12 protein-coding genes and 3 pseudogenes are annotated in these 15,037 nt (G+C 58.8%); 5 read left to right on the top strand and 10 right to left on the bottom strand.

All coding sequences use genetic code 11. From position 1 onward, the window contains the following. Positions 1–13: 13 nt before the first annotated feature. Positions 14–1,030 (bottom strand): IS110 family RNA-guided transposase, encoded by a 1,017-nt coding sequence (locus AC1RZR_RS35295; RefSeq protein ID WP_481829599.1) that lies wholly within the window; start codon positions 1,028–1,030, stop codon positions 14–16. 171 nt (positions 1,031–1,201) lie between these two features. Between AC1RZR_RS35295 and AC1RZR_RS35290 the strand changes: the two are divergent. Both AC1RZR_RS35290 and AC1RZR_RS35285 read left to right on the top strand, forming a co-directional pair. Further along, positions 1,202–2,645 (top strand): annotated as a pseudogene (locus tag AC1RZR_RS35290) (ISKra4 family transposase). After that, on the top strand, positions 2,564–2,860 hold the full coding sequence (locus tag AC1RZR_RS35285) for a type II CBASS E2 protein (protein WP_481829598.1): 297 nt from the start codon (positions 2,564–2,566) through the stop codon (positions 2,858–2,860). The pseudogene AC1RZR_RS35290 and the gene AC1RZR_RS35285 overlap by 82 nt, the downstream one beginning before the upstream one ends. A gap of 24 nt (positions 2,861–2,884) precedes the next feature. Here AC1RZR_RS35285 and AC1RZR_RS35280 read toward each other — a convergent pair whose 3' ends face one another. From AC1RZR_RS35280 to AC1RZR_RS35260, 5 genes and pseudogenes are all read right to left on the bottom strand, one after another. After that, positions 2,885–3,844: a nucleotidyl transferase AbiEii/AbiGii toxin family protein gene (locus AC1RZR_RS35280; RefSeq protein WP_481829281.1), complete on the bottom strand. Its 960-nt coding sequence runs from the start codon at positions 3,842–3,844 to the stop codon at positions 2,885–2,887. Further along, positions 3,802–4,635: a type IV toxin-antitoxin system AbiEi family antitoxin domain-containing protein gene (locus AC1RZR_RS35275; protein ID WP_481829280.1), complete on the bottom strand. Its 834-nt coding sequence runs from the start codon at positions 4,633–4,635 to the stop codon at positions 3,802–3,804. The genes AC1RZR_RS35280 and AC1RZR_RS35275 overlap by 43 nt, the downstream gene beginning before the upstream one ends. 528 nt (positions 4,636–5,163) lie before the next feature. Beyond that, the gene (locus AC1RZR_RS35270; RefSeq protein WP_481829279.1) at positions 5,164–5,574 is read right to left on the bottom strand and encodes a GFA family protein; all 411 of its coding nucleotides are present in this window, start codon (positions 5,572–5,574) and stop codon (positions 5,164–5,166) included. Positions 5,575–5,641: 67 nt separating this feature from the next. Beyond that, a pseudogene (locus AC1RZR_RS35265) lies at positions 5,642–5,990 on the bottom strand (zinc-binding dehydrogenase); the annotation flags it as partial. A 1,727-nt stretch (positions 5,991–7,717) separates the two neighbouring features. After that, a complete protein-coding gene (locus AC1RZR_RS35260; RefSeq protein ID WP_481829278.1) occupies positions 7,718–8,059 on the bottom strand; it encodes a hypothetical protein in 342 nt (113 codons plus the stop codon). A 108-nt stretch (positions 8,060–8,167) separates the two neighbouring features. Here AC1RZR_RS35260 and AC1RZR_RS35255 point away from each other — a divergent pair. From AC1RZR_RS35255 to AC1RZR_RS35245, 3 genes and pseudogenes are all read left to right on the top strand, one after another. Then, a pseudogene (locus AC1RZR_RS35255) lies at positions 8,168–8,410 on the top strand (GAF domain-containing protein); the annotation flags it as partial. A 616-nt stretch (positions 8,411–9,026) separates the two neighbouring features. Then, positions 9,027–10,136 carry a histidinol-phosphate transaminase gene (gene hisC / locus AC1RZR_RS35250; protein WP_481829277.1) on the top strand — a complete coding sequence of 370 codons (1,110 nt, stop codon included), beginning with the start codon at positions 9,027–9,029 and terminating at the stop codon, positions 10,134–10,136. Positions 10,137–10,262: 126 nt separating this feature from the next. Beyond that, positions 10,263–11,291, top strand: a complete 1,029-nt coding sequence (locus tag AC1RZR_RS35245; RefSeq protein WP_481829276.1) for an LLM class flavin-dependent oxidoreductase — start codon at positions 10,263–10,265, stop codon at positions 11,289–11,291. A 253-nt stretch (positions 11,292–11,544) separates the two neighbouring features. Here the strand turns inward: AC1RZR_RS35245 and AC1RZR_RS35240 are convergent, their stop codons facing one another. The 4 genes from AC1RZR_RS35240 to AC1RZR_RS35225 form a co-directional block, all read right to left on the bottom strand. Continuing rightward, entirely contained in the window at positions 11,545–12,741 is a 1,197-nt protein-coding gene (locus tag AC1RZR_RS35240; RefSeq protein ID WP_481829275.1) for an IS256 family transposase, read from the bottom strand. A gap of 158 nt (positions 12,742–12,899) precedes the next feature. Further along, positions 12,900–13,670, bottom strand: coding sequence for a hydroxymethylpyrimidine/phosphomethylpyrimidine kinase (locus AC1RZR_RS35235; protein ID WP_481829597.1), 771 nt, complete (start codon positions 13,668–13,670; stop codon positions 12,900–12,902). Continuing rightward, positions 13,661–14,266, bottom strand: a complete 606-nt coding sequence (locus tag AC1RZR_RS35230; RefSeq protein ID WP_481829274.1) for a thiamine phosphate synthase — start codon at positions 14,264–14,266, stop codon at positions 13,661–13,663. Before AC1RZR_RS35230 ends, AC1RZR_RS35235 begins: the two co-directional genes overlap by 10 nt. Continuing rightward, positions 14,263–15,036, bottom strand: coding sequence for a thiazole synthase (locus AC1RZR_RS35225; protein WP_481829273.1), 774 nt, complete (start codon positions 15,034–15,036; stop codon positions 14,263–14,265). Before AC1RZR_RS35225 ends, AC1RZR_RS35230 begins: the two co-directional genes overlap by 4 nt. Between the last annotated feature and the right edge of the window lies 1 nt (position 15,037).

Genomic DNA, 15,037 nt, shown 5'->3' with positions numbered 1-15,037 from the left:
CGTAGCCTCTTGATCAGGCTACGGTTGCTGCTGCCGGAACCTGGTAATCCTGCTGCTTTGTCAGCATGGCCCAGATTGTCCGGGCCATCTTGTTAGCGTGCGGGATCGCAACCAGCATCCGAGGTTTGCGCGCCATCATCTGCGCCAGCCAAGAACCTTCCGGGATCGATTTACGACCCATCCAGTTCAGACGGGACATTGCGCCGATAATCAACAATCTACGCAGATCAGCTTGCCCTGCCTTGGAAACGCGCCCGAGCCGTTCTTTGCCCCCGGAGGAGAATTGACGCGGAACCAGGCCGAGCCAGGCAGCGAAGTCGCGTCCACACTTGAAGCTACCCATTGGCGGGGCAAAGGCTTCGAATGCCAGGGCGGTCAAGGGACCAACGCCGTGCATGGTCTGCAGTCGCCGCGCCGTGTCAGCCTCAGCCGCCAGCGTCTTGATCTTGTCAGTCCTGGCATTGATGCGCACCGTTTTCTCGGCGATCTGTTCCAGCAAGTCGCGGCATTCTTCACGCAACAAGTCAGGTAAGTCGCTGTTCGATGCCTCCAGGATCTCTTCGATCCGCTTGATCTGGCGAATTCCCTGCAGAACAACGTGGCCGTATTCATAGAGGCAGGCCCGCAGTGCGTTGACCAGTTCAGTGCGTTGATGGACCAGTCGTTCCCGAGCGCGAAACAAAATTGCCAGGCTTTGCTGGTCCGCTGATTTCGGTTCGACAAAACGCATGGCCGGTCGGCTGGCCGCCTCCACGACCGCTTCCGCATCCGTTGCGTCGTTTTTCTGCCGCTTCAAAAATGGCTTCACGTAATGTGGTGCTATCAGCTTCACCTCATGGCCGAACCTGATCATCTCGCGAGCCCAGTAATGGGCGCTACCGCACGCCTCCATCACGACCAATGCTGGAGGCTGCTGGGCCATAAATCTGGAGAAACCTTGCCGCGACAGCTTCCTACGGAACTGCAATTGCCCTAGCAGCGACGCGCCATGCAGCACAAAAACATTCTTTGCCAGATCCACCCCGATCATCGTATCTTTCGTCACGGTTGCCGTCCTTTCCGCTCAGTGGCTGATAACACTACTATCCTGGCACATCGCGATGCCGTCTGGAAAAGGCGGCAACCACCCCATCTCTGGGGTCGAATACGGTTTATTAGGCCTGCGTAGTCCATCAGCGTCGCTTTGTTCGGAGAGAAGGCGATGGCGGTGGAATGGACGATCACGATCGAGGGCAGGAACGAGTTCGGTGACGTTTGCCGGAAGGCGGTTCGCATCGACAAGAGATGGAACCGTCTGTCTGACGGCGACCTTGGCCTGTCGATCGAGGACGGTAAGACGATCATGACGGCGCTGCAGAGCGCGGTTGTGAACCACGAGGCGGAGACGTATTCGCTCTTTCGCCGGGTCTGCCCGGATTGCCACAGGTTTCGGCCGGTCAAGGACTACACGACGCGCCAGATCCAGACCGTCTTCGGCACCGTGGAGGTGCGCAATCCTCGCTGGATGATACCCGGGCACGGTCATTGCCTTCGCGCCGCTGAAGGAGATCTGCCCCGATCGAGCGACATCCGAGCTGATGGAACTGACGGCGCGGCTGGGGAGCATGATGCCGTACCGACGGGCAGCGGATGTGCTTGCCGAATTCCTACCTGTTGAGCCGACCGAGACGCATGCCACCGTGCGCAAGCGAACCATCAGGATTGGCGAACGGCTCGACGATCAGGTTGCTGACGAAGAATTGCACGCAAGGGCGCAAACGGACGAACGACGCCAGCTTGAAATGCAGCTGCCCGGCGATCGCCGCAAAGAGTTCGTCATCAGCATCGATACTGCGCATGTTCGCAGCGCCGATCCCAATTCAGCGCGCAACTTCGAGCTCGTCGTGGCCCGATGCGGCCGCGGCGGGCGGGGCGAAGGTGGCGGCCGCTATTTCGTGACCAGCAGCACGGACCAACGGGCAATCCGGGATCGTGCGCTTCATGCCCTTCGGGAAGTAGGTTACCGCGGCTTTGGCGATGTGACAGTGATTTCGGACGGCGCCGAAATCCTGAAGCGGCTGCCCCGCGCAATGCCGAAGCCGACGGCCCACATCATCGACTGGTCCACATCGCCATGAAGATCCAGCCGATGCAGCAGATCGCCGATCATATGGCTCGATCCCCATCGGGTCTCTCTGAAGCGCTTCCCCTCATCGACCAGGACATCAGAGCGGTGAAGTGGCGTCTGTGGCATGGGCGGGTCGATCGCGCGATCCGCGACCTGGAACAACTCTTGGAGAGAGTGATCGATTTGCAGGGAGGCGGCGAGTTCTCCGTCGTCCGTCCTTCACAGCCTCGGCTCGCAGCTCCTGACTTATATCCGATCGAACCGCGGCGCGATCATCAACTATGGCAAGCGCTACCGAGCCGGGCTTCGCGTCGCCACGACCTTGGCTGAGTCAGCAGTGAATTCACTCGTCGGCAAGCGGATGGTCAAGAAACAGCAGATGCGATGGTCGCTTCACGGCGCTCACATGCTCATGCAGGTCCGCACGGCAGATCTCAACGGCGAGCTTCGCGATCGATTGCGGGCACCGTTCCGACAGACAGAGCCGAACGTCCCACCACTATTCAAGCCCAGACCGCCACTCCTGCGCGCCGCCTGACCCCAGAGAAGTTACCGGTCTCTGCGAGAGGACCGCGCAATCTTACATTTAAGTGCAGTGCGACACTGGACCAGACCTTCATTCCATGGATTGCGACATGGCTATTCTACTTCGAAGAATGGCTGGTTTCTGATGAATGGAAAGGCGGTGGCGAGCACCCCGATTCAGATTCGAGCGAGGTCCTCAGCCGTGCCGTTCGCCGGGCAACGCGGTAGCAAGGTGAGCAGGCAAACAAGGCCTCACTTTTCGGTATCGGTACGCGGTGGCGGGGTGGTGTCGCTCGCTTTCTTGCTGAGCACTCGCTCAAGATTTTCGTATGCCTGCTGATGTCTCGCATCAGGCATGCGTTCCAGATTCTGGAGCTTCCAGCGAACGGCGGGAAGCTTGTCCGCCCCTTCAATTCCGAGAAGCTCCCATTGTGGGCGACGCGCCTTAAAAGAGAGAAGAAATTTTCGCTGATCGCCGGTCAATGCCTGATTGAGGCCCACGATCAATCGCTCGCGAACGTCGAGCAATTCATCGAGACTCACCTCGATCTGCGACATGCGCAAAAACTCACCTTCGTAGATGCCGGCAATATCCTTGCGGGTCGGTTGAAGGAGCTCAGCTATCGTTCGATTGTGACTGATGAGGTAGACGAGAAAGGTCTTTACCAAATCCTCGGTCAACCCTTCATTCTCGAGCAACAACTTGACATCGAAGAGGTCGCGCGGATGTTGGCGATCGAGCGCGGCGCAGATTTTTCCGGCATAGAGATCGGGAATCGAAAGAAGCTGCATTTCGACGTAGCCGAATTGCTCTTCGACGACCGGCGACACCTCTCGTAGCTCCTCGGGGAATACCGAGCCGCGCAGCACGGGGGAGAGTTCGATCTTGATGCGATCGCCGCCTTGCGTCACGAAAAGACGCAAGGCATCCCGCTGATCTTCATATGATCGAATGATCTCCGTATCGGGGATAGCCATGGCGATGGTGTCTGCAATGCGTGACAGCGCTTCGGCGATTTTCTTGAGCGCCTCGTCACGCTCGTCCATGGGCAGGTAGACAAGATCGATGTCGACGGAAAGCCGCGGCAGATCGCGAATAAAGAGATTGATGGCGGTGCCGCCTTTTAGGGCGAAGCACATCTCCGCCGCAACCAGCGGCAAGACCCGCGTCAGGAGCCGGACTTGTCTGTAGTAGGGGCTACTTGTGTCCACATCTCCTCCGGGACCGTTATGTGGTATTTTGTATCGAGTCTGCCGCCCCTGGCCACCACTCTGTTGCCGCTGCCAAGGCCAAGCTCATCGAGCGCGTCGGGTTTGGGGAGCTTCTTCAGCCAGACGTAGGAATGGCGCTCGGCCATCCAGTAGAACAGCCTGCGCAATTTGACGCTCGAGCATTTTCGCAAGAGCTGCTCCATGCGCCTTGGCGAGAGGGTCGTCATACCTTGGAGAAGCTGGTCGGCATGTTCGAAAGAGATGGTGCCAGGCACTTCGTTGAGAACTTCGAGATAAGCGCGCTCGGGCGACGACATGGTGAACGGCCACGCGCTTGCCCGTTGACCCGGTATGTCGCTGGCCACGAAAGATCGCTCTTTGGTATCATACTCCCAAGTTAGGAGACCGGCACCGCCTAGTGAGTTGAGACGGCTGTGTCGAACCAATTGAACTGAAGGCAGCGCATTTTGTAGCCAGGTGGGCAAAGCGGTTTTGCCGTAGAGATGGACTGCACGTTGCCTCGACAGTGGCAGGTAATGTGCAAATCCTTGCAATTCGAGTGCAGTCAGCCCGCCGACAGTGAGATCCGTGCGGAAGATAGTCTGCAACGCAGCGACGACGCCCTGCCAGGTGAGGTGTGCACCGGGGCGTATGTAGACGCCGGATGCGAGCGGCGTGAGCTGCCTGCTTTTGACCAGATTGTCGAGCGCATGGCGATCGAAGTCCGGGGTCTGCTTCGCTAGCCATTGTTTTGTAACCGGCAGGCCTTCAGGCACCAGGTTTTGCAGCAATTGTCTCCGGTCAGTGTTCGTTGGCATAAGTTTATAAAGGCGCTAGCATGCGGCGATGATCGCCGCATTCCATGACTCCTATAAACTATCACGTTAGAAGTGAATTTACAATCTTTTAAAAAATGCGGCGGTCATCGCCGCAATTCTTACAAATTTTAAACCTCGCTATTCGACCTCCCAAGGGGAGTCTGGACTCGAACCGGAGGCCTTACGGACCTAACTGGTTATGCAGGCTATTCATCCTATGTGCCGCAGGCCGCTCTTGTTCTGCAGGACGGGACGGCAAACTGACAGTTCATCGGTTTTAAGACACAGCGTCCGCCGAGAATTTCGCCGATGACCGACGAGAAAGGCTCGGCCTTGCCAGCCAGGCCATCTCACGAAAGCCCGCTGTGGGCGTCGGCCCTCGTCCTTCCTCAGACCTGAGGTAATCTCACTAGGATACTACTTTCCAGCTGGTAGTTGGATTCCACCGTTGCCCAAGGGGCCGGAAACGTGTCCGGCCCCATACCTGAAATCCTACGGCTGTCAGGCCGGCAACGCGCCGGACTTTTTCGCGGTCCAGGTGGCGATGTAGTCCATCAGGCCGGGGTTGAGGAGGCCCTTGAACGGATGGTCGCGCTCAACCGGTCCGTGCATGTGGACGCCGCAGCCGGTGCAGGCATGGCGCAGGATCAGCGCGCCGGGGTCGACCACTTTGAGCTTGTCGCCATTCTCGGTGACGGTGACGTCGCCGGTGCCGGCGACTGCCACGACCGAGAACACCGCGCCTGCCGGCTTCCAGCATTTGGTGCAGCCGCAGGCATGGTTGTGGGCGATCTGGCCCTTGACCTTAACCTTCACCGGCTTGCTGGTGCAGGCACAGACCAGCGTGCCGCCGGCAAAGCTTGCGCTTTCCCTAGGCAGTCCATTGTCGATCTTGGGAAGTTTTTCCGGCATTTATTCCTCCCTTGTGAACCCGTGCAACTTCAGTCGCTGGCCCTTCGGTCGGCGGCTCTTTTTCTCCTCAGTAAACCACGACGCTTCGGATTGATTTGCCCGCATGCATGAGGTCGAAGCCCTTGTTGATGTCTTCCAGCTTCAGCAAATGAGTGATCATCGGGTCGATCTGGATCTTGCCGTCCATGTACCCAGTCGACGATTTTTGGCACGTCGGTGCGGCCGCGCGCGCCGCCGAAGGCGGTGCCCATCCAGGTGCGTCCGGTGACCAGCTGGAAAGGCCGCGTCGAAATCTCCTGGCCGGCACCCGCCACGCCGATGACGACCGACTTGCCCCAGCCGCGATGCGACGCTTCGAGTGCCTGGCGCATCACCTTGGTGCTGCCGGTGCAGTCGAATGTGTAGTCGGCGCCGCCGATCTGGTCGGCGCCACGCTTGGTCATGTTGACAGAGGCGGAATCCAAGTAGAGAAAATTTGAGTTCGTTTTCAATCGCCTCGGCATGGAGCAATAGCAGCGCGGACCAACAAAAATACCAACAAAATATTTCTGTGGATTGGTTCGGTTCCCGAATGATGCCCTATCCATCCATGACACTGCATCAAGGTCGCGGTGCCGTTTCCTCCTATGGCGGGACGAGGAAAGAGCAGCAAATATCCTCCTATTATGCTGGTATGGGTCGACCATCCGGAATTGGAGAGCTGCAATCAGGTAGTAGGTATCCAAGGTCGCGATTTTTCGCTCCCTTGATGGATTGTTTTCCGGACATGGCTCGGATGAGGTTGAGGGCGACGTGGCGGACCATCGCCATGTTTGTGGCGCGTGGCCCCGGCGCAGGCGGGACTGGTCCTCCTTGAATTCACGTAACCCTTCTCGATCCCCAATGGGGTGGCCTCGGCGAAGGTTTTTGCGGTGAGGATGCGAGAGGAGATGTAGCATCGCCGCTCGACCCTGACCTCGGCGCGGGTCTCGATGTGGGTCTCGACCATAGCGATGGTGATGAGGCCCTTGAAGCGCGGCTCGTCGGGATAGCGCCTTCTGCCACTCATCCAGTCGACGCGCTGTGAGACGAGATGACGGCGCGTCTAGATGCGGCCATGGCCCCTTTCGACCTCGGTCACCGATCTCATTGACGGGAGCGGCGTCGAAATAGAGCTGTCGGCATGGGCAGTCTTCTGGTTGTCCTTGGTGGCCAAGATATAGTCGCCGCAGAGATCGACGATCGTCTCCGCGATGTCGGACTAACAGCCCCATGGCGTCGATGGAAACGAAACTGCCCGCCAGCGCTCCGGACGCGGCCAGTTCCTTCAGCAGCAAAGAGAATGGCGGTGATCTCATTGGATTTGTCGGCCACCGCCAATTCCCCCAGCACGAGGCTGTGGGTTATCGCATAGGCCGAGACCAGGTGCGTCTAGCCCGCCATACTCATCCTCGTCGTGCTCTGATGCGAGCTCAGTTGGACACCGCGATTCACCGCACTTTCAGCGTGAACGAGCAGCGGTGACCGCAGGGCAACGAGTTCAGGTTAACGATGGACAATGTTTCCATTCTGCTGGTCGAGCACGACATGCGATCCGTGATGCGTCTTTGCGATCGGATCGATCCTCGAGAAGTGAGCTACGCAACACTTCCGATCCGAAGCATCTCGCGCGCTGGGGGCTCGGAATGGCCTTGCCGGCCCCAATGCGTCTCGCCTGGCAGCCGCCGCCTCAAAACATCGTTGATTTGTAGGTGCTTGGCGCGCTGGGCAATTTGGCGGACCATGTGTCGCTCAATGGAGCGGATCAGCTTGCTTCGGCGTCGCACCTGATTTCCTTCAAGAAGAGATGCAAGAGCGTTCGATCCGGCACTGACCCTTAAGTGGGGGGCTGGTTTGAGCCGATGCCGGACCGAACCGTCTCAGGGCAACGCCGGCTTTCACGGTGGGAGATTACGACCACCTCGCGGCTAAAACGTGGCGATAATGTGTCGGAATCACCGATTCCAACACGCACTTCGAAAATGTGACTAGACGTTTGCGAAACGGCGCAGCGCAGCACATACGAGACCACGCTGGATCTCATGCACGGCAACCTGAGCTCGTCGGCTTCTGTATGGTCGGCGGGGGCAGGGGGCCATCAGGCGCTCCGCGAGGTGCGCAAAGCTCAAGACGCTGTCGCGATTGTCAATGAAATCACGCCGGGTCGGCCCTCGTAGATGGCATCGTCGCGATGGCGGTCGCCACGCCACTGCGCCCAGCTTTGCCAGGAGCTGATTAGGCTGATGGCCCGGGCCATCAGCACCGGCACCGCGGCGACGCCGGGGCAGACATTCTGCCGTTCGATATCATCTACCGGAGCTATATGAAACTGATGGAATTCTATCATGAGCGCAGAGTTTCCTTTCGCGAATGAAAGAAAGCTCGATTGACTCTCCCGCCCCATTCCCGTCTCGTGAATCAACGTGCGGTTGCGGCGTGCAGAAGCCAGTCGACGGTCGCGATTCATGAAAGGAAACCCCATGGCAAGGCATCGCACCGCTGTGCACTCGACCACGTTGCAGCGCCCCGACTTACGGCTAGGGCGTTTTTTCGCGCTTGCCCGTGACCAGTCAAAATCCGCAACCAAGCGGTGGATCCGGCTTTCAACGCCGCCGACAAGGACGCGCTCGGGGCGTCCGACAACATGAAAGTGTCGTTCATCGGCGTACCCGTTCGCGTCGATGCGAACGTCGTGGGCACGCCGACCATCGACCGCATCTTGGACAACAAATCTAGTTCCCTCCTCGATTACGACCTCCGCCTCCTCACCGCAATCGCCAATCTGGTTGGGCAGACAGTGAAGCTGCATCGCATGTTCCTGGCAGCGGGAGCGTCAATCGGCAGAAACGACTTTGACTGCTGCCACGGACAGTGTTTTTTCGCGGCGCCGTGGAAGAGCGGACCGGGCAACAAGGTGCCGCAACTGGGGCCGATGATGCCAGACAGGCCGGCCACGCGGCCGACTGAGGCTGCTCCTTGGGCCGCCGATACGGTCCCGTCCGTCGTCAGCGACCAGGCACCGCTGGCGCCTCCCAGCGCAGCCTTTTTAAAGGTACGAGTATGTCAAATCGCGAGCGTGTCATCGCGGCCGTGAAGAGATGGCTCGGTGCAGACAAAGGCGGCGCCTCCTTGGACTGACGCCCCGCCAGATTGGATACACGCTGAGGAAATACGGCATCAGATCAAGCGTCCTTGAAAGGCTGACCGAGGCAAATATCAGGGACAAATCAAGCGTTGGTGGTTGGCGGAGCCTTGGCCCGATGACGAGTGGATGCGGACTGAGCGTCGGGCCAATCCGACCCGGGAGGACAGCCCGCCCGACCTCGCGGGGTCAATGTGCTGACAACGGCGGTGTGAATGCACTGTTGGTCGGCCATGTGCTCTAGACCATCAGTTCATCCCGGATTCCCTCTGCGACTGAAACGGAGAAAAACATGTCCGATGCAAAACTTCAGAGTGTGCTGTCGTCTCTTTCGCAAGTGGCGAGACAGTTAGATGCTCTGCCATCCGATACACCAGCGCCGGATTCAAGTTGGGTAAAACTAAACACGAATGAGAACCCCTTCCCGCTTCCGGCAATCATAATGCAAAGTGCGATTGCAGCTCTCGAACGGCAGTATCTATATCCAGAAGACGATAACATCAGCTTGAGGGAAGCAGCCGCGAATGCCTACAGCGTCTCCATGGATCAGGTGATCGCCGGCAACGGATCGTCTGAACTGCTTGGACTTGTCTACAGAGCATTCCTTACCCCGGGGGATAGCGTGGCGATGATGTCGCCAGGCTTTTCGTTCAACCGCAAACTTGCAACGTTGCAGGGTGCTCAATTTGTCGAAATCGAATTTAGCGAAGATCATTCCTTGCAGATGGAGCAATTGCTCTTCGGTCCTGCAAAGGACGCCAAGTTCATTCTGCTAGCCAATCCGAACAATCCGACTGGAACGTTCGTTCCGGTGGCCGATATCGAACGCCTGGTAGCGAAATCGGACCGCTTGATCGTGCTAGATGAGGCCTACGTCGACTTTGCACCCGAGAATGGTCTACGCCTCATCAATCGCTATTCGAACCTTCTGGTCTTAAGGACATTTTCGAAAAGCTATGCTGCCGCCGGCGTTCGCGTCGGTTTCGGTTTCGGTCATCCTGAAATTATCGGCAGGCTACGCAACATCCAGAACGTCTTCAACATGAATGTGATCGGGCAGGCGGTTGGTATCAGCGTCCTTGCGCACCGCGCCGCCTATGCAGACAACCACAGACACATCAGGCATGAACGACGGCGAGTGACGCTCGCGCTGTCGCAACTTGGATTTTCCGTAATCCCTTCCCACGCAAACTTCTTGCTTGCCCGCGTGCCAACGGGACAGGACGGCTCATGGTGGCAATCAGCCTTCGCAAGGCACAAAATACTTGTTGCCGTCTTTCCAGATAAAGGTTTGGAGAATTACATCCGCGTCAGCATCGGTACAAAAGAGCAAATGGATGCGTTTCTTCGTGCCGCTAGTCGTATTAGCAGAATATTGAATATGTCAACACCCCCGCATTAGGTTGCTAAGGCTCTGCTTTAGCATTTCGCATGCAATAATCCGAACGATTACACGAGCGAGAAATCTTTAAATTGCTTGGAATACGCAAGCAACCGGACTTGTTGCGTCAAAAATGGAGACAATATCATGGATAAGGCCTTTCCTTCAGGCCTAGCTGTCGGCATCTTCGATCATCTGGACGAGGACGGCCCCGATATCGCCCGACAGTACGAAGATCGCCTGATGTTAGCGGAGGCGTGCGATCACCTTGGGTTCTATGCATATCATCTCGCAGAGCACCATTGTACCCCACATGGGAGAGGTCCCTCACCGAATCTGTTCTTGTCGAGCGTAGCCCAGCGAACCCGGCGCCTTCGTGTCGGCCCGTTGGTAATGCTGCTTGCCCTCTATCATCCGCTACGTGCGTTCGAAGAGATCTGTATGCTGGACCAATTGAGCGGTGGCAGGCTCGAACTTGGGATAGGGCGCGGCTCGCTCCCGATCGAATTGGGTTACTTCGGGATTGGCTCGGACGCGGCGCCAAACCACTATGCGGAAGCCAGCGAAATTCTTATCAATGCGCTGAAGGGCGGCACGCTATCCTATCAAGGTCGCCATTTTGAGTTGAACAGCGTTCCGCTGACGCTAAGAACTCATCAGCGTCCACATCCGCCGACTTGGATCGCCACCAATCGACCGGAATCGGCAGTCTGGGCCGCTGCGAATGGCGTGAACATCGCGTGCGTGGGACCTTCCTCTTCCGTTCGAAGAATCACTGATGCCTTCCGCGCCGGTCGAGAGCACACCAGTGAGGCGGACGACCAAACGCCATTTCTTGGGTTGCTCCGAATGGTCGTGATTGGGCGTTCTGAAACAGATGCACGTTCACTCGCCGCACCTGCTTACGAACGGTGGCTAACGAGCTTTAAATTCCTTTATGATCTCAATGGCATGCCGACTCCACCAAACCTGCCGCTGACCTTCGATGCAGCAATCGAGAAGGAATTGTGCGTAGTAGGAACGGCAGCTTCTGCGGGACAAGCTCTTCGTGATCAGCTGGAAGCGGCAGGTGCAAACTACCTCCTTTGTCAACCGGCGTTTGGGAATCTGTCGTTAGATGCTTCCCTATATACCGCAACGGCGATTCAATCCGCAATTATGGCTCGAGTTGGCTAACCCCGGTTCGAACGTTCGCTCACCCAACAACGTGCCAAGCGGCATGCGGTCGCTAGCGACGACTAGGTGCGGGTTTCGGATGACCCATCAACCTGTTGGCACAGAAGGCATGCGGCTCCTCCTCAAAGCGGCGTGTTGTTCATGGGCGAAAGCGACCGTGCATGCCGCATTTTCACCCCTCGGATAGGGCCTTCATGTCCTAGGAGTAGGTTGTGTGCGTCAAGTTCTGCAAAATGGGCGATCATGAATCTGGTCATGCGGCTTGGCGTAGAGCGAGCTTCTTGTGCTCGCGCAGATCATCCATGTTGATGTAGCGGTTGGCCTCCATCCAGTTTTCGTTGGTTTCGACGGCCAGCGCCCTGACCAGGCGCAGGCAGCTTTCGGCGTTCGGGAAGATGCGCACGACATAGGTGCGCCGGCGGATTTCCTCATTGAGCCGTTCAAGCATGTTTGTGGACTTCAGGTGCTTGTGATGCTGACGCGGCAGCCGGAAGAAAGTCAGCGTCTGTTCTATGGCTTCTTCCGCCCAGGTGGTCAGCCGCGGGTAGCGGGCGGACCATTTGGACAGCCATGCGGCGAGATCGGCCTTGGCCTCGGCGAGATCGCGCCGGTCGTAGAGCCAGCGCAGTTCCTGCAGACAATCGTCGCCGTGCTTCCTGGGCAGGTGATCGAGCGCGTTCCTGAGGAAGTGGACGTAGCAGCGCTGCCATGCTGCTTCCGGGATCACCTCGCCGATCGCCGCGACCAGGCCGGCATGGTCGTCGGACACGGCCAGTTCGACGCCCTTGAGACCGCGTCGTTTCAAGCCGACGAGGAAGTCCTTCCAGGCGGAGCGGCTCTCGCGATTGGCCATCTCCACGGCCAGGATCTGCCGGCGCCCGTCCCAGTCGATGCCGACCGCGATCAGCACCGCCTGGCTCATCACGATGCCGGCTTCGCGCACTTTCTCGTAGCGGGCATCGAGAATGAGGTAGGGGAATGGCTCCTGAAGCGGTCGTTCGGCAAACGCCTTCAGGCTCTCGTCCAAGCGCTTGTTGATGGCCGAGATCGACGAAGCCGAGAAGGCATGACCGCACAGCTCTTCCGTGATCGCCTTGACCTTGCGGGTCGACACGCCCTGCACATACATCTCCGCAAGCGTCGCAACCAAGGCCCGCTCCGAACGCTGGTAGCGCTCGAACAGCTCGGTGGAGAAGTGACCCGCCCGGTCCTGTGGAACCCGCAGCTCAAGCTTGCCCACCCGGGTGACGAGGGTGCGGCCGTAGTAACCCGAGCGATACCCAAGGCGCTCAGGCGTGCGTTCGCCCTTCGAAGCACCCAGCGCCTCCTCCATCTCGGCCTCGAGACCCTCCTGCATTACCGCACGGATCACTTCGTGCAGCCCCTCCGGATTCGAAAGCAGAATGTCTTTGACGGCAGCGCTGGTCGACTTACCTTCTGTCTTGGTCATGGTGGCGTTCCTTCGCGGGAATCGGTGACGTTGAACATCACCAGCCTGCCATGACCGCCCTCTCTCAGCGAATTTGCAGAACTCTCAGCACACTACCTAGGAGTAGACCCACGATCGCCTGCCAGACTTGATCGGAGCGTTGGATACGTTCGGCCCGATCAGCTTATCGGCCCGATGTCCTTCGATCCGGCAAGCGCATCGAAAACATGTTGCTTGGCTTGGCGCACGCTCGCTTCCAGCGACGCTCCAAGAGCAAGCGAGGCGGCGACTGCGCTGGCCATCATGCAACCCGTTCCGCGCATCCCACGAGGCAAGCGGGGCGCCTCGAACCGAACTGCAGGTTGGTTCGGCTGCAAAAGCACGTCGACGCAACGGGTTCCTTGTGCATGGCCGCCCTTGACGAGTACGGCGGTCCTCACCGTCCTCGATAGCTCTTCAGCCTGACGACAAGCCCCTTCTTCGTCCGCGGCCGGTGACGAGCCGGTAAACGCAGCCAGCTCGACCAGGTTAGGCGTTACAAGCCGGCAGATCGGCATCAGATCGTGGCGCAGCATATTAATGGCATCGTCCGCCAGCAGATTGCGTCCCGAGGTAGAGGCCAGGACCGGGTCGAGTATCACAGGCACTTGGCGGTTGACCAAAACAGCGCCGACTGCCTCAACAGCCGCCGATGTCCCAATCATGCCTATCTTGACGGCCGCGACAGCGTTGGCAGCGAACGCGGCGCGCATCTGAGCGGCGACAAGCTCCGACGGCACAAGCTTGACGTGCTCGACAGCCGAGTGCGTCTGGACTGTCACGGCGGTGATGGCAAGACAACTGCGCAGCCCGAAGGCGGAAACCGTTTCTATATCGCGGGCAATTCCAGCTCCACCGCTGGAGTCCGACCCGCCAACGACAAGCACATGCGGTTCTCGCCTCAGCGCCATCGCTCCGTCTTTTCGATCCATTCTCGTGTGCGCCCTTCGGGATCGGCATTCAGCGTGATGTCGGTGACCACCGCCGCGCTGTCGGCGTCAGCCGCGAAAACTCCGTCGAGCCTGTCAGGGTTGAGACCGCCAATGGCGACCAATGGGATTGGCGCTACCCGATGCTTCCATTCTCTGATCCGTTCGAGTCCCTGCGGCGCCCATTTCATCTTCTTCAGGATGGTCGGGTAGATGGGCCCAAGCGCGATATAGTCAGGCTCGGCGGCCATCGCCGTGTCCAGTTCGACACCATCATGCGTGCTCAGTCCGAGCCTCACGCCGGCTACCCGAATCCGCGAACGGTCGGCGGTTTGCATATCCTCCTGACCGAGATGAACGAAGTCGCAGCCTTCCTCGATGGCCAGTCGCCAGTAATCATTGATGATGAGCTGGCACCCGTATCGAGCGCACAAGGCCTTCGCTGTGCGGATCTCAGCGCGCAATCCGGCTTCGCCCATGGTCTTGATGCGAAGCTGCACCAGCTTGACGCCGAGCGGCACCAGCCGATCGATCCAGGCTGCACTTTCGACGATCAGATAGAAGGGATCGAGCTTCATGAAAAAACTGCCCTGCCGATCGTCGGTGTCGACGGCACGGCGACGTCGCGCGGTTCGAGCATTCCCGAACTGAAAGCTTCACGACCGGCCTCGACCGCCTTGCCGAACGCACGCGCCATGCCGACTGGATCGGCCGCCCTGGCGACCGCCGTGTTCAGGAGCACGGCGTCAAAGCCGAGTTCCATGACAATCGCCGCGTGCGACGGTCGCCCGAGCCCTGCATCCACAATCAGCGGGACGCCAGGGAAATGTCCGCGCATCGAGCGCAGCGCCGTGATGTTTATCGGCCCGAGGGCGGATCCGATCGGTGCGCACCACGGCATCAAGACGTTGCAGCCCGCCGCAAGCAGCCGCTCGGTGACGACTAGGTCGTCGGTGGTATACGGGAATACATCAAAACCGTCCTCGCAAAGGATTCGGGCGGCTTCGACAAGGCCGAACACGTCCGGCTGCAGTGTGTCGTGGTTGCCGATCACTTCGAGCTTGATCCAGTTGGTTCCGAACACTTCGCGCGCCATTTTTGCGGTGGTGACCGCTTCCTTGACGGAGTGACAGCCGGCAGTGTTGGGCAGGATTCTTGTGCCGAGTGCGCGGATCAGCGACCAGAATTTTTCGCCGGCTCTGCCGCCTGCCATCTCACGGCGCAGCGAGACGGTCACCACCGATGTGCCCGACGCCTTGACCGCATCGGCAAGGATGGCCGGCGAAGGGTATTGAGCGGTGCCGAGAAGCAGGCGTGAGGCAAGCGTCGTTCCGAGAAGATCGAACATG

This window comes from Mesorhizobium bavaricum (assembly GCF_056781655.1).
Note: the sequence above shows the minus strand (reverse complement) of the source record. Positions and strands in the feature narration are given on the sequence as shown.